The organism is Vibrio sp. QJM3NY_35 (assembly GCF_057785915.1).
In genome coordinates this window covers 331,562-351,401 of the sequence record NZ_CM173507.1, presented here as the reverse complement: position 1 = coordinate 351,401, position 19,840 = coordinate 331,562, and the positions used below count along the sequence as shown (strand labels likewise).

Below are 19,840 nucleotides of genomic sequence, written 5' to 3'. Positions count from 1 at the left end.
CTCTGTTTTTATAAGGTTAGGGATTTATGGCAACAATACACACTAGCGGTACCCAGCTAGAAAATCAGGTCACTCAACTACCACTCAATAAAGCATTTCTGGCTTCTTTAGCTGTTGTATTCTTGTTAGCCATGCATTTTTTCATGCCTAATCCTGGAGGCTCGGGCCTTGCTTTATCCTTTAACCCTACAACTTGGCTGGCGCTAAGCTTCACGCTAGCAATTGGCTTTTACCAACTCGCGACCAATAGAGTACTCAAGTATTCCAAATTAACAATTGGCTTGTTGATTAGCTGCATCATACTCACGCTACCCGTTTTATACAGCAATGCTGCACCTCAAGGAGCGTCAGGACGCTTGCTTGGATTGTGGGCGGGCTTTGCCTTATTTGTGGTGCTGCAGCAATTTAAGTTCAGCAATAAACACAAGCAACGCATTTTGTGGTTCATTGTGCTTGCTGTTGTTATACAAGCACTGTTTGGCTATGTGCAATATTTCTTATTAGAGCCTGGCAACCTATTTGGCTACAACACTGCTGCAAACCGACCATATGGGATATTTCAACAACCGAATGTAATGGCCAGCTTTCTTGCTACTGGTTTTGTGCTGTCCGCTTATCTTTTAGCAAGACAGCCTGCTAAATATAATCACAAAATTAGCGAGTCATTCTTACTATACCTAACCCCAACCTTAACCGTACCTTTGCTGATCATTATTGCATCACGTACCGGATGGTTGGCCGCTGTCATTGGGTTTATCTGCATTCTGCCCTATCTATACAAGTTCTCGACCAAGAAACGCTTCTACGGATGGTGCGCATCAGTGCTCGTCGGTGTCGTCGTCGCTTTTTCGGTGATCAGCCTAAGTGCGACTGATAGCCTCGCTAGCAAGAAAGCGAACCTAGAAAGCCCGCGCGCTTATACGTTCCCACAAGCTCTAGATATGATGATCGAAAAGCCATTCACAGGTTATGGTTACGGGAAATTTGAGTCTGAATACACGCTATATACGGCTCGCCAGCATCAACTTAACTCGAATTATCACCCCGGCCTTCCATCCATGGATCACCCTCACAATGAGTTTCTTTTTTGGGGCGTTGAGGGCGGAATAGTACCAATCATCGGGATCTTGATTGCTGCAATATTGGTTATGTCACGAATAGCAAGTTCTGCAAAGGGAACGCGTCTAGCCCTGCTCGCTTTATTTATCCCGATCCTTTTGCACTCTCAACTTGAGTATCCTTTTTACCACTCGGCGATTCACTGGATAACATTCATTATATTGATTTACTGGGTCGATCAGCGCTCTTCCCGACATTATCAACAGTCGTTCAGTATCATCAGTAAGACCCTGTTTAGAGTGTCGAGCTTAGTGCTCCCTATCTTGATCAGTTTTTATATGCTGAGCGCCCTTCACACCAATTATGTACTGACTAAATTTGAACTGTCTAAGCCTAAGAACCCAGATATTCTTAAGCAGGTAACGAACCCCGTGGTGTGGAAAGATCGCTACGATTGGGATATATACAGCACTTACCTTAATATTGGCCTCTACAAAGCCGACCCAAGTCTTATACAGTCTTACATCGATTGGTCACTGGAGATCATTAAGAGCAAACCAAGACCGGCTTTCTACAGCAATCTGATTCTGGCGTATCAAGGCCTAGGAGAAGAAAGTAAAGCAGAACAAATTCGTAGCGAAGCGAACTTTTTATTCCCTAACAGAGACTTTTCAAAGGTTCAGTATAAGAAAGTGTCACAAGCAGAAGATAACGTTTCGTCTGCTGAATAATGTTTAGACCTCACAACTAAAGCACCATTTAAATAGGAGCTTGGGGGTAGATACAAAAAAGCGCACGTTTCCTCGTGCGCTTTTCTATTTAATTTCAGTTTATTACAGCTATTTCAATACATCTTTTAGCGCTTTTAGACACAACGCGACATTCTCTTTACGAGCGCCGTAGCCCATCAAGCCGATACGCCATGCCTTACCAGCCAAAGAGCCTAACCCAGCACCGATTTCAAGATTATATTCTTCTAGAAGCTGCGTTCTGATCTGAGCTTCATCAATTCCTTCAGGGAAATACAGTGCGTTCAGCTGCGGCAAGCGACTCTCTTCATCAACCACAAACCTTAACCCTAGCGCTTCTACGCCTTCTTTAAGCTCTTGGTGCATCGCATGATGACGAGACCACGCATTATCTAGGCCTTCATTTTTCAACAAAACCAGCGACTCATGCAGAGCATAAAGGCTGTTCACGGGTGCGGTATGGTGGTAGCTACGCTTACCTTCTCCACTCCAGTAACCCAATACTAAACTTTGATCCAAGAACCAGCTTTGTACTGGTGCTTGGCGGGCTTTCATTTTATCAACCGCACGCTGAGAGAAAGTCACTGGAGATAGCCCTGGCACACAAGACAGACATTTTTGGCTGCCAGAATAAACCGCATCAAGCTGCCACTCATCAACTAGTAATGGCACACCACCTAGAGACGTTACTGCATCAACAATCGTTAACGCATCAAACTGACGAGCGATAGCTGAGATAACTTGAGCATCCGATAACGCGCCAGTAGACGTCTCTGCATGCACAAATGCCACAGCAACAGCATCGGGATTTTCTGCCAATGCTTGTTCTACCTTTTCAACTGAAACGGGCTTGCCCCATTCGTCATCAACAAGGATGGCTTGGCCACCACAACGCACCACGTTTTCTCGCATACGCTCACCGAAGACACCGTTACGACAAACAATCACCTTTTCACCAGGCTCAATCAAGTTAACAAAACAGGTCTCCATACCCGCACTACCCGGTGCAGAAACGGCAATCGTAAATTCGTTTTCAGTCTGAAAAGCGTATTTAAGAAGCTGTTTAAGCTCGTCCATCATCGCAATAAACAGCGGATCTAAGTGACCTATGGTTGGACGGCTCAAAGCCTGTAACACTTGAGGTGAGATATCTGAAGGCCCCGGCCCCATTAACGTTCGGTGTGGTGGATAAAAGCTATCGATAGCAGTAGTGAGTGTTAAATTAGACATGTACATCCCTTACGTTAATGTTGTGAACAATCCACCCTAAAGCAAATTGATTACCTCAGCAATTAGCCATAAGTATTGAGGTCAAACCACTGTCACAGAATTGTTAAAATTATTTTTCAATTATCTCAAGTTACAGATTGACATTGTTACCGCAAACACGTTCAATGAAACGGCTATCTAGCAGAAGAGGAGCACTGCCCAGGCAGATGTTTTGTGGAACCGCATTTCCAATACAAAACATTTATGGGGAGCAGTGCCGAGATAATAAAAGGATGCAGGACCTTTATTATCGGTTGAGCGGGCTGAATCCCTTCAACTGTCGCCATTTCTATATGGTGAAGAGCTTCTGAGGTTACTATTCTAATAATTCCTCTCTTTTTGCTCTAAAACTCTCTTCGAAAAACATCGGACGTTGGATTACCCAACCGTAATTTTATTTTAGGAAGTCGTGGGAGATATATCGTGAGTGCATCTAATGTAGCTGGTTCTTTTAATGTCGCTAAGTTTGGTGGAACAAGTGTTGCCAACTTTGAAGCAATGAGCCGTTGTGCTGCCATTATTGAAAACAACTCAAATACGAAACTGGTCGTAAGTAGCGCGTGTTCTGGCGTGACCAACTTGCTTGTAGAGCTCGCAAACGGAGTTCAAGACAAAGCTCGCCGCCAAGAATTGATGACGCAATTAGCTGACATCCACAATGCTATTCTTGACCAACTTGCGGATCCAATCAGCATCGAAAAAGAAGTTCACAGCATTCTTGATGACATTGCGAGCGCAGCAGAAGCCGCATCATTCCAAGCAAGTACTAAGCTGACAGATCACCTTGTAGCATGTGGTGAGTTGATGTCGACACACATCCTTGCTCAAATCCTTCGCGAACGCGGAACACCTGCGGTTCGTTTCGATATCAGAGAAGTGATGCGCACCAATGATGATTTCGGAAAAGCAGAACCACAGCTAGAAGAGATTACTGCTTTGGCAAAAGAGAAATTGATTCCACTGTGCCAGCAACAAGTTGTCGTTACCCAAGGCTTTATCGGTGCTGATAGCGAAGGTAACACCACGACCCTAGGTCGCGGTGGCAGTGATTATTCAGCTGCACTGATTGCCGAGTCGGTACAAGCGATTGGCTTAGAGATCTGGACGGATGTTCCGGGTATCTATACTACCGATCCACGTATTGCTCCTAAGGCCTCTCCTATCCCAGAAATCAGCTTCAGTGAAGCATCGGAAATGGCAAACTTCGGCGCGAAGATCTTGCATCCATCGACACTAGTGCCTGCACTACGCCACCAAATCCCTGTTTTTGTTGGTTCATCGAAAGCACCAGAGCTAGGTGGTACTTGGATTCGCCAACAAGTTGAGAGCTCCCCTCTATTTAGAGCGCTTGCCCTACGCTGCAACCAAACCATGGTTACGCTACGCAGTGCTAACATGTTCCACGCCTATGGCTTCTTAGCAAAAGTGTTCGAGATCCTTGCTAAACATAAGATCTCTGTCGATCTTATCACTACCTCAGAGATCAGTGTGTCACTTACTCTGGATCAAACAGACACATCAGGTGGTGCTCCTGAGTTACCTGAAGCCGCTCGCCTTGAGCTTGAAGAGCTGTGTTCTGTCGATATTGAACACGACCTATGCCTTGTTGCACTTATTGGTAACAACATGAGTGAAAGCAAAGGCTATGCGAAGCAGGTATTCGGCACTCTTGAAGATTTCAACCTACGAATGATTTGTTACGGAGCAAGCCCACACAACCTGTGTTTCTTGCTAGATGAATCTGTTTCTAAGCTGGCGATTCAAAAACTTCACCAAGAGTTATTTGAATAGACAGTCCGTTTATCATCGACAGATAAATAACTAAATCACAGATACAAAAAGGGTTGCTATTCAGCAACCCTTTCTCTTTTTACTTTACGAATCAAAGCTCTTCATAGATTCAAACTAGTTAATGTTTGGACCTAACCACTTCTCGGCTTCTAACATATCCCAACCTTTGCGGTCAGCATAGCTATCCACTTGATCCTGTTGAATCTGTGCAATAGCAAAGTATCTAGCATCAGGGTGTGAGAAGTACATACCAGATACTGAAGCACCAGGCCACATCGCGTAGCTTGTCGTTAATGACATATCGATTGCCTTTTCAACATCCATCAGCTCCCACAACGTGCCTTTCTCTGTATGCTCAGGGCAAGCAGGATAACCTGGAGCTGGGCGAATACCTTGGTATTTCTCTCGAATCAAATCGTCGTTAGACAAATCCTCATCTGGTGAGTAGCCCCAAATGTCCTTTCTCACTTCTTTATGCAAGTATTCAGCGAACGCTTCAGCCAATCGGTCAGCAACCGCCTGAATCATAATTGCGTTGTAGTCATCGCCTTTCGCTTTGTATTCATCAGCCAGCTCGCGCTCACCAATACCACCCGTCACCGCAAAGCCACCAATCCAGTCCGCTTTACCGCTTTCTTTTGGCGCAATGTAATCTGATAGGCAATAGTTAAAGCCTTTTGGTTTCTCTGTTTGTTGACGAAGGTTGTGTAGAACTTTTCGAACTTCGGTACGAGATTCATCGGTATACACCTCAATATCATCACCAACACTGTTCGCTGGGAACATGGCACACATACCACGCGCTTCAAGCAACTTCTCTTTCTCTACGCGATCCAGTAAATCATTGGCATCTTTGAATAAACGTTTTGCCTCTTCACCCACTTCTTCATGGTCCAAAATAGCTGGGTACTTACCAACCAATGACCATGTCATAAAGAATGGGGTCCAATCGATATACTGACGCAGAGTAGCTACATCGAAATCATTGAAGATGTGAACTCCCGGTTTAGCGGGTGCCGGTGGCGTATACGCATCCCAATCGATTGCGACTTTATTGGCACGAGCTCTCTCTAATGTGACCGGCTTGGTACGAGGCTTCTTACGATTGTGCTGATCTCGAACGCGATCGTAATCGATATCAAGCTTCTCAACGAAAGCGGGTTTCAATTCATCAGAAAGTAGTGAAGTACAAACACCTACAGCTCGCGAGGCATTGTTTACGTATACAACAGGCTCTGAATAATTTTGTTCAATCTTAACTGCTGTGTGAGCTTTAGATGTGGTTGCACCGCCAATCAGAAGAGGCAGCTTGAAACCCTGTCTCTCCATCTCTTTAGCAACATGTACCATTTCATCAAGAGACGGTGTAATCAGTCCAGACAGGCCAATAATGTCGACATTCTCTTCTTTGGCTACCTTGAGAATCTTCTCACAAGAAACCATTACGCCTAAATCGATAATCTCGTAGTTATTACACTGTAAAACCACACCAACGATATTTTTACCGATATCGTGAACATCGCCTTTAACGGTCGCTAACAAAATCTTACCGTTAGTTGCGCCCACTTCTTTGGATGCATTGATGAATGGTTCTAAGTGGGCAACCGCTTGTTTCATCACACGCGCAGACTTTACAACCTGTGGTAAGAACATCTTACCTTCACCAAATAGGTCACCAACAACGTTCATGCCGTCCATGAGAGGACCTTCAATCACTTCAATAGGACGAGAGGCATTAACACGAGCTTCTTCGGTATCTTCAACAATAAAGTCGGTGATACCTTTTACCAAAGAGTGCTCCAAACGCTTCTCTACAGGCCAAGTCCGCCACTCTAATGCAGATTTATCTTCAACCTTACCAACAGCGCGCTCTAGGTATTCGGTCGCCATATCCAGCAATCGTTCAGTCGAATCATCACGACGGTTTAGTACGACATCTTCAACAGCATCACGCAGATCTTCTGGAACATTATCGTAAATTTCCAACTGACCAGCGTTTACAATGCCCATATCCATACCGTTTTTAAAACAGTGATACAGGAATACCGCGTGAATAGCCTCGCGGACGTAGTTATTACCGCGGAATGAGAATGAAACATTCGACACGCCACCAGAGATCATCGCATACGGGAGATCGCGTTTGATGTCCCCTACTGCTTCAATGAAATCGACCGCATAGTTGTTATGCTCATCGATACCCGTCGCCACTGCGAAAATGTTCGGGTCAAAAATAATATCTTCTGGCGGGAAACCGACTTCATCAACAAGAATGTTGTAGGCATTAGTACAGATCTCGACTTTACGCTCTCGAGTATCAGCCTGCCCGGCTTCATCAAACGCCATCACGATGACAGCAGCACCATAACGACGAACTAATTTGGCTTGCTCAACAAACTTCTCTTTGCCTTCTTTTAGAGAGATTGAGTTAACGATGCCTTTGCCTTGAATACACTTTAGGCCAGCTTCGATAACTTCCCACTTAGAAGAATCGACCATAACAGGTACTTTCGAGATTTCAGGTTCTGAAGCACATAGATTCAGGAATTTAACCATACACGCCTCAGCGTCTAGCATCCCTTCATCCATGTTGATATCGATGATCTGAGCGCCGTTCTCGACTTGCTCTCGAGCTACACTCAACGCTTCGTCGTAGAGCTCTTCTTTGATAAGGCGCTTAAAGCGTGCAGAGCCGGTAACATTGGTACGTTCACCCACATTCACGAACAAAGATTCTTTAGCTATCGTCAGTGGCTCTAGTCCCGAAAGACGACAAGAAACTGGTAAGTCTGGCAATTGACGCGGCGTTACACCTTCAACGGCCTCAGCCATTTGACGGATATGCTCTGGAGTAGTACCACAACACCCACCAATTAGGTTCAAGAAGCCACTTTCAGCCCACTCTTTAACATGTTCAGCCATATCCTCAGGAGAAAGGTCATACTCACCAAATGCATTAGGCAAACCCGCATTAGGGTGAGCAGAAACATTGCACTCAGAGATACGAGACATCTCACCGACATACTCACGCAGTTCATCAGGGCCCAATGCACAGTTCAATCCAAATGAGATTGGTTTTACATGACGAAGGGCGTTGTAGAATGCTTCTGTCGTCTGTCCTGAAAGGGTACGACCTGATGCATCAGTGATGGTACCGGAAATCATCACTGGCAGACTGATACCTACTTCTTCGAAAACAGATTCAACCGCAAAAGCACACGCTTTTGCGTTTAACGTATCGAAGATAGTTTCAATAAGTATTAAGTCTGAACCGCCCTTAATGAGCGCACGCGTCGATTCAGAATAAGCTTCAACCAGTTCGTCAAAGCTAACATTACGGTAACCTGGATCGTTTACATCAGGGGATATGGAACAAGTTCGGTTGGTTGGACCTAATACACCCGCAACGAAGCGAGGCTTGTCTGGGGTCTTTGCGGTCCATTCATCAGCCGCTTCACGAGCAAGCTTGGCAGCTGCAAAGTTAATCTCTTCACTAAGGCTTTCCATATCATAGTCGGCCATAGCGATGGTTGTAGCGTTAAAGGTATTGGTTTCGAGGATGTCTGCCCCAGCTTCCAAATACTCCATATGGATATCTTTGATAAGCTTAGGCTGTGTAAGAACTAAAAGGTCATTGTTGCCCTTCAAGTCACTGTGCCAATCAGCAAAGCGTTCACCACGATAGTCTTGCTCTTCCAATTTATAATCCTGAATCATGGTGCCCATGCCACCATCAATCAGTAAAATTCGTTGCTTCAACAGAGCGTCAATCTTTTGCCTTACATTACTTCCCACGGTACAACCTCATTCCTTTAATTATCCCTCCATCCTATCACACATTAAAAAGGAGTCTAGACGTCTAAAAAAGGAAATTGATTACTGAGTCATGACAAAAAATGTTTGCTATTTGAGCATGAGACAACGAAAATTCATATTCATACTTTGTTACATATTGGAATCCCAATGTCGGTCTATTACACCTTATGCTTCTTGTCCGCTGCAGCCATGCTTATTGCTTTCGTTAATACCAAAATTGGTAAAATGCAGACAACCATCGCCATCACAGCTGGCTCAATGATGTTATCTCTATTGATTATCATTGCGGGACAAAACAATTGGTTCCAACTGGCTGACATCGCCTCAGAAACCGTTGCCAGTATCAACTTTGAAGATTTCCTACTAAAGGGAATATTGGGCTTCTTACTCTTTGCCGGTGGTTTGGGGATTAAATTACCAAACCTAAAAGACCAGAAATGGGAAATAACAGTACTCGCGTTAGGTGCTACGCTGTTTTCAACCTTCTTTATCGGTTTTGTGCTGTACGGGTTCTGTCAGTTCATCGGTATTCAATTTGATCTGATTTACTGCCTACTCTTTGGCTCGCTAATCTCTCCAACCGACCCAATCGCCGTATTAGCCATCGTAAAGAAACTCGATGCTCCGAGACGAATCTCTACTCAAGTCGAGGGAGAATCTCTATTCAACGATGGTTTTGGCTTAGTGATCTTCGTAACCCTATTTACTATCGCATTCGGCACAGAAGCGCCGACTGTCGGCAGTGTGACCATGCTATTCGTCCAAGAGGCGATTGGCGGCATCGTCTACGGTTTTGTTTTGGGTCTTGTATTCCATTACCTCATCAGCAACACCGATGACCACTCTATGGAGTTGCTATTAACCATCGGCATCCCAACTGCTGGTTATGCGTTTGCTGAAGTTCTGCATGTATCAGGACCATTAGCCATGGTTGTCTCAGGTATCATGATTGGTAACTGGACTCGCTTTATCGGATTCTCGAAAGAGAGTGAAGATCACCTAGATCATTTCTGGGAATTGATAGATGAATTCTTAAACGGCGTATTATTCCTATTAATTGGTATGTCGATGCTGTTATTCAAATTCCACCAAGAAGACTGGATCTTAATGGCGTTCGCAGTCCCTCTAGTATTGAGTGCACGCTACTTAAGTGTTTTCTTGTCTTACATCGGATTTAAGCGCTTTAGAACTTACAACCCTTGGTCGATTAAGATTCTAACTTGGGGTGGTTTACGCGGTGGCTTAGCACTAGCCATGGCACTTTCAATCCCTTCAGGTATCTGGGTGATTGAAGACAAGGCAATCGATGTTAAAGAGATAATCCTTGTCATGACATACGCCGTTGTTGTGTTCTCTATTCTAGTTCAAGGCTCAACAATCACTCCTATGATAGAGAAAGCAAAACAAGCAGAGAAAGAGCTAGATTAACACCTAGATAGATCAACCAAGGCCGCCTACTTTAGGTGGCCTTTTTTATACCTAATGAAAGTCAGATTCGCCGATTTCCTCACTGAAGATCTAGCAGAAAGGTATGCGGTGAACATAGAGCCTATATCGATATTTGATACCGCTAGTATTTGAGTAATCGAAAGCGTTAATGTGTGGGGGAGAAGCACTAAATTTGGCCAGAACTCTTTCAGAAGGTTAAGTAATACAGAGAACTCGTTCTTCTGCACACTCGCTAGTCTACCCAATAACCCGCTCTCAAATTATATAAGCTTCAATCGAAAGGCTTCACCTTTCACCTGGAAACAAAAATAACAGGACTCAACTTCTCGCTAGAATAGCGTTAGTTATTAACAGGAGTACGGAGCTAGATGAGTGGTGAACAGAAAGCTTTAGCTTTGAACTAAGTCATTAAATACAGCAAGGCTGCACTAAATCAGTGTTCGATAGAGATAGCTAAAGGAACACTTGGTACTTCTAGTGATACTTGTAAAAATGATAGGAATAAAAAGCGCTAGCATTTCTGCCGAGACGTGCAGCCTAGATTCTTAAATATGGTAGGGCTGGAATGAGCAGGTACTCCGGAGGTTCGAGCACGCAGATGAGCTAGGAGCGCCTAGTTATCCCAACATTGCTTCGTAGAAACAACAGATGCAAAAAAGGCTCTAGCATTTCTGCTAGAGCCTTAAATATGGCAGGGGTGGAGAGATTCGAACTCCCAACACGCGGATTTGGAATCCGCTGCTCTGCCAATTGGAGCTACACCCCTAAAACTTTCATTACTTCAGATTCGAAAAAACCTCGCACTAGGCGAGGTTATCGAATAAGTGGCGGAGTGGACGGGACTCGAACCCGCGACCCCCGGCGTGACAGGCCGGTATTCTAACCAACTGAACTACCACTCCGCAGTGGAATACTTGTCGTCGCTGACAAGTGTTCAAATTTAAAGCCTGGCGATGTCCTACTCTCACATGGGGAAGCCCCACACTACCATCGGCGCTATTGTGTTTCACTTCTGAGTTCGGCATGGAATCAGGTGGGTCCACAATGCTATGGTCGCCAAGCAAATTTTAAAATTCGGAAAGCTGCTTCTCTATTTAATAGAGCTTTAAAAGTTTCTCTTCAAACTCATTCAAGGTCTGTCTTTGAGTCCACAAAACCCCTTGGGTGTTGTATGGTTAAGCCTCACGGGCAATTAGTACAGGTTAGCTCAATGCCTCGCAGCACTTACACACCCTGCCTATCAACGTCGTAGTCTACGACAACCCTTTAGGACGCTTATAGCGCCAGGGAAAACTCATCTCAAGGCTCGCTTCCCGCTTAGATGCTTTCAGCGGTTATCGATTCCGAACTTAGCTACCGGGCAATGCCATTGGCATGACAACCCGAACACCAGAGGTTCGTCCACTCCGGTCCTCTCGTACTAGGAGCAGCCCCTTTCAATTTTCCAACGCCCACGGCAGATAGGGACCGAACTGTCTCACGACGTTCTAAACCCAGCTCGCGTACCACTTTAAATGGCGAACAGCCATACCCTTGGGACCGACTTCAGCCCCAGGATGTGATGAGCCGACATCGAGGTGCCAAACACCGCCGTCGATATGAACTCTTGGGCGGTATCAGCCTGTTATCCCCGGAGTACCTTTTATCCGTTGAGCGATGGCCCTTCCATTCAGAACCACCGGATCACTATGACCTGCTTTCGCACCTGCTCGAATTGTCATTCTCGCAGTCAAGCGGGCTTATGCCATTGCACTAACCACACGATGTCCAACCGTGTTTAGCCCACCTTCGTGCTCCTCCGTTACTCTTTGGGAGGAGACCGCCCCAGTCAAACTACCCACCAGGCACTGTCCGTAATCCCGATTCAGGGACCAACGTTAGAACATCAAAACTACAAGGGTGGTATTTCAAGGACGACTCCACCACATCTAGCGACGCGGTTTCATAGTCTCCCACCTATCCTACACATGTAGGTTCAATGTTCAGTGCCAAGCTGTAGTAAAGGTTCACGGGGTCTTTCCGTCTAGCCGCGGGTACACTGCATCTTCACAGCGATTTCAATTTCACTGAGTCTCGGGTGGAGACAGCGTGGCCATCATTACGCCATTCGTGCAGGTCGGAACTTACCCGACAAGGAATTTCGCTACCTTAGGACCGTTATAGTTACGGCCGCCGTTTACCGGGGCTTCGATCAAGAGCTTCGACCGAAGTCTAACCCCATCAATTAACCTTCCGGCACCGGGCAGGCGTCACACCGTATACGTCATCTTACGATTTTGCACAGTGCTGTGTTTTTAATAAACAGTTGCAGCCACCTGGTATCTGCGACTCTCGTCTGCTCCATCCGCAAGGGACTTCACTGATAAGAGCGTACCTTCTCCCGAAGTTACGGTACCATTTTGCCTAGTTCCTTCACCCGAGTTCTCTCAAGCGCCTTGGTATTCTCTACCCGACCACCTGTGTCGGTTTGGGGTACGATTCCTTACAATCTGAAGCTTAGAGGCTTTTCCTGGAAGCATGGCATCAATGACTTCACTACCGTAGTAGCTCGACATCGTATCTCAGCGTTAGTAGCGGTCCGGATTTACCTAAACCACCCGCCTACGTACTTGAACCTGGACAACCGTCGCCAGGCCCACCTAGCCTTCTCCGTCCCCCCATCGCAATTGTAAGAAGTACGGGAATATTAACCCGTTTCCCATCGACTACGCCTTTCGGCCTCGCCTTAGGAGTCGACTTACCCTGCCCCGATTAACGTTGGACAGGAACCCTTGGTCTTCCGGCGAGGGAGTTTTTCACTCCCTTTATCGTTACTCATGTCAGCATTCGCACTTCTGATACCTCCAGCAGCCCTTACAGACCACCTTCAACGGCTTACAGAACGCTCCCCTACCCCACATACCCTAAGGTACGTAGCCGCAGCTTCGGTGTATAGCTTAGCCCCGTTACATCTTCCGCGCAGGCCGACTCGACCAGTGAGCTATTACGCTTTCTTTAAATGATGGCTGCTTCTAAGCCAACATCCTGGCTGTCTGAGCCTTCCCACATCGTTTCCCACTTAGCTATACTTTGGGACCTTAGCTGGCGGTCTGGGTTGTTTCCCTCTCCACGACGGACGTTAGCACCCGCCGTGTGTCTCCCGGATAGTACTTACTGGTATTCGGAGTTTGCAAAGGGTTGGTAAGTCGGGATGACCCCCTAGCCTTAACAGTGCTCTACCCCCAGTAGTATTCGTCCGAGGCGCTACCTAAATAGCTTTCGGGGAGAACCAGCTATCTCCAGGTTTGATTGGCCTTTCACCCCTAGCCACAAGTCATCCGCTAATTTTTCAACATTAGTCGGTTCGGTCCTCCAGTTGATGTTACTCAACCTTCAACCTGCCCATGGCTAGATCACCTGGTTTCGGGTCTAATCCTAGCAACTGTACGCCCAGTTAAGACTCGGTTTCCCTACGGCTCCCCTAAACGGTTAACCTTGCTACTAAAATTAAGTCGCTGACCCATTATACAAAAGGTACGCAGTCACACCACGAAGGTGCTCCTACTGCTTGTACGTACACGGTTTCAGGTTCTATTTCACTCCCCTCACAGGGGTTCTTTTCGCCTTTCCCTCACGGTACTGGTTCACTATCGGTCAGTCAGTAGTATTTAGCCTTGGAGGATGGTCCCCCCATATTCAGACAGGATATCACGTGTCCCGCCCTACTCGATTTCACTGATTATGATGTGTCGGTTACGGGGCTATCACCCTTTATTGCGAGACTTTCCAGACTCTTCACCTGCATCATTAAAAGCTTAAGGGCTAATCCAATTTCGCTCGCCGCTACTTTCGGAATCTCGGTTGATTTCTCTTCCTCGGGGTACTTAGATGTTTCAGTTCCCCCGGTTTGCCTCCTGCTGCTATGTATTCACAACAGGATACTTACTTATGTAAGTGGGTTTCCCCATTCAGGAATCCCAGACTCAAAAGGTTATTACTACCTAATCTGGGCTTATCGCAAGTTATTACGCCTTTCATCGCCTCTGACTGCCAAGGCATCCACCGTGTACGCTTAGTCACTTAACCATACAACCCGAAAGGGTTTCTATTTGCTTTCACTTTAAAAAGTGAAGACAAATAAGCGTATGGCAACTAACCAAGGTTTTTGGTTGTCATCAAGAAGGGTTAATTCTTGATAACTGTTTGCCGGACTCAATTGTGAATCAAACTAAGTTTGATTCGAATACAAGACACTTGAATGTGTTTGTTGTGTTTATCTAATGAAAGATAAACATTGAGAACTTTTAAATTTGATTGAATTACTCGTAAGTAATCAAATCAGTCAGCTTTCCAAATTGTTAAAGAGCTAGATTTCTTTCGAAACCATTTTTAAATATTTTCAGATAAAAACACTTAAAGATGGTGGAGCTATGCGGGATCGAACCGCAGACCTCCTGCGTGCAAGGCAGGCGCTCTCCCAGCTGAGCTATAGCCCCATCTTTGTATCTAGTCGATATTGGTGGGTCTGAGTGGACTCGAACCACCGACCTCCCGCTTATCAGGCGAGCGCTCTAACCAGCTGAGCTACAGACCCAATATCGTCTCTTTTACTTTCTAAACCTAATCAATCTGTGTGGACACTCATCGTGGTATCTTCGTATAAGGAGGTGATCCAGCCCCAGGTTCCCCTAGGGCTACCTTGTTACGACTTCACCCCAGTCATGAACCACAAAGTGGTGAGCGTCCTCCCCGAAAGGTTAAACTACCCACTTCTTTTGCAGCCCACTCCCATGGTGTGACGGGCGGTGTGTACAAGGCCCGGGAACGTATTCACCGTGACATTCTGATTCACGATTACTAGCGATTCCGACTTCATGGAGTCGAGTTGCAGACTCCAATCCGGACTACGACGCACTTTTTGGGATTCGCTCACTATCGCTAGCTTGCTGCCCTCTGTATGCGCCATTGTAGCACGTGTGTAGCCCTACTCGTAAGGGCCATGATGACTTGACGTCGTCCCCACCTTCCTCCGGTTTATCACCGGCAGTCTCCCTGGAGTTCCCGACATTACTCGCTGGCAAACAAGGATAAGGGTTGCGCTCGTTGCGGGACTTAACCCAACATTTCACAACACGAGCTGACGACAGCCATGCAGCACCTGTCTCAGAGCTCCCGAAGGCACACCTGCGTCTCCGCTGGCTTCTCTGGATGTCAAGAGTAGGTAAGGTTCTTCGCGTTGCATCGAATTAAACCACATGCTCCACCGCTTGTGCGGGCCCCCGTCAATTCATTTGAGTTTTAATCTTGCGACCGTACTCCCCAGGCGGTCTACTTAACGCGTTAGCTCCGAAAGCCACGGCTCAAGGCCACAACCTCCAAGTAGACATCGTTTACGGCGTGGACTACCAGGGTATCTAATCCTGTTTGCTCCCCACGCTTTCGCATCTGAGTGTCAGTATCTGTCCAGGGGGCCGCCTTCGCCACTGGTATTCCTTCAGATCTCTACGCATTTCACCGCTACACCTGAAATTCTACCCCCCTCTACAGTACTCTAGTTCACCAGTTTCAAATGCAGTTCCGAGGTTGAGCCCCGGGCTTTCACATCTGACTTAATGAACCACCTGCATGCGCTTTACGCCCAGTAATTCCGATTAACGCTCGCACCCTCCGTATTACCGCGGCTGCTGGCACGGAGTTAGCCGGTGCTTCTTCTGTTGCTAACGTCAAGAGATAGCGCTATTAACGCTACCCCCTTCCTCACAACTGAAAGTACTTTACAACCCGAAGGCCTTCTTCATACACGCGGCATGGCTGCATCAGGCTTTCGCCCATTGTGCAATATTCCCCACTGCTGCCTCCCGTAGGAGTCTGGACCGTGTCTCAGTTCCAGTGTGGCTGATCATCCTCTCAGACCAGCTAGGGATCGTCGCCTTGGTGAGCCATTACCTCACCAACTAGCTAATCCCACCTAGGCATATCTTGACGCGAGAGGCCCGAAGGTCCCCCTCTTTGGCCCGTAGGCATTATGCGGTATTAGCCATCGTTTCCAATGGTTATCCCCCACATCAAGGCAATTTCCTAGGCATTACTCACCCGTCCGCCGCTCGACGCCCATTAACGCACCCGAAGGATTGTTAGTGTCGTTTCCGCTCGACTTGCATGTGTTAGGCCTGCCGCCAGCGTTCAATCTGAGCCATGATCAAACTCTTCAATTTAAGATTTTGTGACTCAACGAATACTGACTTCAAAACTACTATGTAATTTTAAAGCTATTACCATTCCAACAGAATGGTAATGAATTGACTGTGCCAAAATTAAGTAAACTTAATTTTGTATTGGTCACTCAGTTCATTGAAATCAAGTTTGTTACCGAAGTAACTGTCATTACCTAAGTAATAACGTTTTGATATTCATCAACGAGTGCCCACACAGATTGATAGGTTTAAATTGTTAAAGAGCTTTGCTTTCAGTGCCTTAGCACGTAAGCAGGACGCGTATAATACGCTTTCCACTTTGAAAGTCAACATAAAACTCTAAGAAACTTAGAACTCTATGGTGACTTGTCTAGAAACTAGACAAAGTCGAAATTAAAGCCTGGCGATGTCCTACTCTCACATGGGGAAGCCCCACACTACCATCGGCGCTATTGTGTTTCACTTCTGAGTTCGGCATGGAATCAGGTGGGTCCACAATGCTATGGTCGCCAAGCAAATTTTAAAATTCGGAAAGCTTATCTAAAAGTTATTTCTCTTCAAACGCATTCAAGGTCTGGTACTTCTGAGTCCACAAAACCCCTTGGGTGTTGTATGGTTAAGCCTCACGGGCAATTAGTACAGGTTAGCTCAATGCCTCGCAGCACTTACACACCCTGCCTATCAACGTCGTAGTCTACGACAACCCTTTAGGACACTTATAGTGCCAGGGAAAACTCATCTCAAGGCTCGCTTCCCGCTTAGATGCTTTCAGCGGTTATCGATTCCGAACTTAGCTACCGGGCAATGCCATTGGCATGACAACCCGAACACCAGAGGTTCGTCCACTCCGGTCCTCTCGTACTAGGAGCAGCCCCTTTCAATTTTCCAACGCCCACGGCAGATAGGGACCGAACTGTCTCACGACGTTCTAAACCCAGCTCGCGTACCACTTTAAATGGCGAACAGCCATACCCTTGGGACCGACTTCAGCCCCAGGATGTGATGAGCCGACATCGAGGTGCCAAACACCGCCGTCGATATGAACTCTTGGGCGGTATCAGCCTGTTATCCCCGGAGTACCTTTTATCCGTTGAGCGATGGCCCTTCCATTCAGAACCACCGGATCACTATGACCTGCTTTCGCACCTGCTCGAATTGTCATTCTCGCAGTCAAGCGGGCTTATGCCATTGCACTAACCACACGATGTCCAACCGTGTTTAGCCCACCTTCGTGCTCCTCCGTTACTCTTTGGGAGGAGACCGCCCCAGTCAAACTACCCACCAGGCACTGTCCGTAATCCCGATTCAGGGACCAACGTTAGAACATCAAAACTACAAGGGTGGTATTTCAAGGACGACTCCATCACATCTAGCGACGCAATTTCATAGTCTCCCACCTATCCTACACATGTAGGTTCAATGTTCAGTGCCAAGCTGTAGTAAAGGTTCACGGGGTCTTTCCGTCTAGCCGCGGGTACACTGCATCTTCACAGCGATTTCAATTTCACTGAGTCTCGGGTGGAGACAGCGTGGCCATCATTACGCCATTCGTGCAGGTCGGAACTTACCCGACAAGGAATTTCGCTACCTTAGGACCGTTATAGTTACGGCCGCCGTTTACCGGGGCTTCGATCAAGAGCTTCGTCCGAAGACTAACCCCATCAATTAACCTTCCGGCACCGGGCAGGCGTCACACCGTATACGTCATCTTACGATTTTGCACAGTGCTGTGTTTTTAATAAACAGTTGCAGCCACCTGGTATCTGCGACTCTCGTCTGCTCCATCCGCAAGGGACTTCACTGATAAGAGCGTACCTTCTCCCGAAGTTACGGTACCATTTTGCCTAGTTCCTTCACCCGAGTTCTCTCAAGCGCCTTGGTATTCTCTACCCGACCACCTGTGTCGGTTTGGGGTACGATTCCTTACAATCTGAAGCTTAGAGGCTTTTCCTGGAAGCATGGCATCAATGACTTCACTACCGTAGTAGCTCGACATCGTATCTCAGCGTTAGTAGTGGTCCGGATTTACCTAAACCACCCGCCTACATACTTGAACCTGGACAACCGTCGCCAGGCCCACCTAGCCTTCTCCGTCCCCCCATCGCAATTGTAAGAAGTACGGGAATATTAACCCGTTTCCCATCGACTACGCCTTTCGGCCTCGCCTTAGGAGTCGACTTACCCTGCCCCGATTAACGTTGGACAGGAACCCTTGGTCTTCCGGCGAGGGAGTTTTTCACTCCCTTTATCGTTACTCATGTCAGCATTCGCACTTCTGATACCTCCAGCAGCCCTTACAGACCACCTTCAACGGCTTACAGAACGCTCCCCTACCCCACATACCCTAAGGTACGTAGCCGCAGCTTCGGTGTATAGCTTAGCCCCGTTACATCTTCCGCGCAGGCCGACTCGACCAGTGAGCTATTACGCTTTCTTTAAATGATGGCTGCTTCTAAGCCAACATCCTGGCTGTCTGAGCCTTCCCACATCGTTTCCCACTTAGCTATACTTTGGGACCTTAGCTGGCGGTCTGGGTTGTTTCCCTCTCCACGACGGACGTTAGCACCCGCCGTGTGTCTCCCGGATAGTACTTACTGGTATTCGGAGTTTGCAAAGGGTTGGTAAGTCGGGATGACCCCCTAGCCTTAACAGTGCTCTACCCCCAGTAGTATTCGTCCGAGGCGCTACCTAAATAGCTTTCGGGGAGAACCAGCTATCTCCAGGTTTGATTGGCCTTTCACCCCTAGCCACAAGTCATCCGCTAATTTTTCAACATTAGTCGGTTCGGTCCTCCAGTTGATGTTACTCAACCTTCAACCTGCCCATGGCTAGATCACCTGGTTTCGGGTCTAATCCTAGCAACTGTACGCCCAGTTAAGACTCGGTTTCCCTACGGCTCCCCTAAACGGTTAACCTTGCTACTAAAATTAAGTCGCTGACCCATTATACAAAAGGTACGCAGTCACACCACGAAGGTGCTCCTACTGCTTGTACGTACACGGTTTCAGGTTCTATTTCACTCCCCTCACAGGGGTTCTTTTCGCCTTTCCCTCACGGTACTGGTTCACTATCGGTCAGTCAGTAGTATTTAGCCTTGGAGGATGGTCCCCCCATATTCAGACAGGATATCACGTGTCCCGCCCTACTCGTTTTCACTGATTATGAGATGTCGACTACGGGGCTATCACCCTTTACTGCGGCACTTTCCAGAGCCTTCGTCTGTCTCATTAAAAGCTTAAGGGCTAATCCAATTTCGCTCGCCGCTACTTTCGGAATCTCGGTTGATTTCTCTTCCTCGGGGTACTTAGATGTTTCAGTTCCCCCGGTTTGCCTCCTGTTGCTATGTATTCACAACAGGATACTTACTTATGTAAGTGGGTTTCCCCATTCAGGAATCCCAGACTCAAAAGGTTATTACTACCTAATCTGGGCTTATCGCAAGTTATTACGCCTTTCATCGCCTCTGACTGCCAAGGCATCCACCGTGTACGCTTAGTCACTTAACCATACAACCCGAAAGGGTCTTGTGTATGATAC

5 protein-coding genes, 4 tRNA genes, 5 rRNA genes and 1 riboswitch are annotated in these 19,840 nt (G+C 46.9%); of the genes, 3 read left to right on the top strand and 11 right to left on the bottom strand.

Annotated features, from left to right (window positions below; translation table 11 throughout):
• Positions 1-26 precede the first annotated feature (26 nt).
• Positions 27-1,790, top strand: a complete 1,764-nt coding sequence (locus tag AC3CH3_RS01690) for a PglL family O-oligosaccharyltransferase (RefSeq protein ID WP_488537593.1) — start codon at positions 27-29, stop codon at positions 1,788-1,790.
• A gap of 108 nt (positions 1,791-1,898) precedes the next feature.
• On the opposite strand, the gene AC3CH3_RS01685 is transcribed toward AC3CH3_RS01690, so the two are convergent.
• Positions 1,899-3,038 (bottom strand): pyridoxal-phosphate-dependent aminotransferase family protein, encoded by a 1,140-nt coding sequence (locus tag AC3CH3_RS01685; protein ID WP_488537592.1) that lies wholly within the window; start codon positions 3,036-3,038, stop codon positions 1,899-1,901.
• A 176-nt stretch (positions 3,039-3,214) separates the two neighbouring features.
• Positions 3,215-3,392: riboswitch (Lysine riboswitch) on the top strand.
• Positions 3,393-3,500: 108 nt separating this feature from the next.
• On the opposite strand from AC3CH3_RS01685, the gene lysC reads away from it, so the two are divergent.
• Complete coding sequence (gene lysC / locus AC3CH3_RS01680) at positions 3,501-4,868, top strand: lysine-sensitive aspartokinase 3 (RefSeq protein ID WP_488537591.1); 1,368 nt, start codon at positions 3,501-3,503, stop codon at positions 4,866-4,868.
• A 114-nt stretch (positions 4,869-4,982) separates the two neighbouring features.
• Here the strand turns inward: lysC and metH are convergent, their stop codons facing one another.
• Positions 4,983-8,660, bottom strand: coding sequence for a methionine synthase (gene metH, locus AC3CH3_RS01675; RefSeq protein WP_488537590.1), 3,678 nt, complete (start codon positions 8,658-8,660; stop codon positions 4,983-4,985).
• 168 nt (positions 8,661-8,828) lie between these two features.
• On the opposite strand from metH, the gene AC3CH3_RS01670 reads away from it, so the two are divergent.
• Complete coding sequence (locus tag AC3CH3_RS01670; protein ID WP_488537589.1) at positions 8,829-10,109, top strand: cation:proton antiporter; 1,281 nt, start codon at positions 8,829-8,831, stop codon at positions 10,107-10,109.
• A gap of 710 nt (positions 10,110-10,819) precedes the next feature.
• Here AC3CH3_RS01670 and AC3CH3_RS01665 read toward each other — a convergent pair.
• From AC3CH3_RS01665 to AC3CH3_RS01625, 9 genes are all read right to left on the bottom strand, one after another.
• A tRNA-Trp gene (locus AC3CH3_RS01665) sits at positions 10,820-10,896 on the bottom strand.
• A gap of 59 nt (positions 10,897-10,955) precedes the next feature.
• Positions 10,956-11,032: transfer RNA gene (locus tag AC3CH3_RS01660), tRNA-Asp, on the bottom strand.
• Between the two features lie 43 nt (positions 11,033-11,075).
• Positions 11,076-11,191, bottom strand: a 5S ribosomal RNA gene (gene rrf, locus AC3CH3_RS01655).
• Between the two features lie 110 nt (positions 11,192-11,301).
• Positions 11,302-14,195 (bottom strand): 23S ribosomal RNA (locus tag AC3CH3_RS01650).
• 334 nt (positions 14,196-14,529) lie between these two features.
• Positions 14,530-14,605 (bottom strand) — tRNA-Ala (locus AC3CH3_RS01645).
• Positions 14,606-14,626: 21 nt separating this feature from the next.
• Positions 14,627-14,703: transfer RNA gene (locus tag AC3CH3_RS01640), tRNA-Ile, on the bottom strand.
• Between the two features lie 66 nt (positions 14,704-14,769).
• A 16S ribosomal RNA gene (locus AC3CH3_RS01635) occupies positions 14,770-16,324 on the bottom strand.
• A 377-nt stretch (positions 16,325-16,701) separates the two neighbouring features.
• Positions 16,702-16,817, bottom strand: a 5S ribosomal RNA gene (gene rrf, locus AC3CH3_RS01630).
• Between the two features lie 98 nt (positions 16,818-16,915).
• Positions 16,916-19,809 (bottom strand): 23S ribosomal RNA (locus AC3CH3_RS01625).
• Together the 16S, 23S and 5S rRNA genes with 4 tRNA genes alongside form the textbook arrangement of a ribosomal RNA operon.
• Positions 19,810-19,840: the final 31 nt, after the last annotated feature.

What these genes read in the sequence shown, in the direction of transcription:
- AC3CH3_RS01670 (WP_488537589.1), top strand. Translation starts at nt 8,829, where the DNA reads ATGTCGGTCTATTACACCTTATGCTTCTTGTCCGCTGCAGCCATGCTT.
- AC3CH3_RS01685 (WP_488537592.1), bottom strand. Translation starts at nt 3,038, where the DNA reads ATGTCTAATTTAACACTCACTACTGCTATCGATAGCTTTTATCCACCA.
- AC3CH3_RS01690 (WP_488537593.1), top strand. Translation starts at nt 27, where the DNA reads ATGGCAACAATACACACTAGCGGTACCCAGCTAGAAAATCAGGTCACT.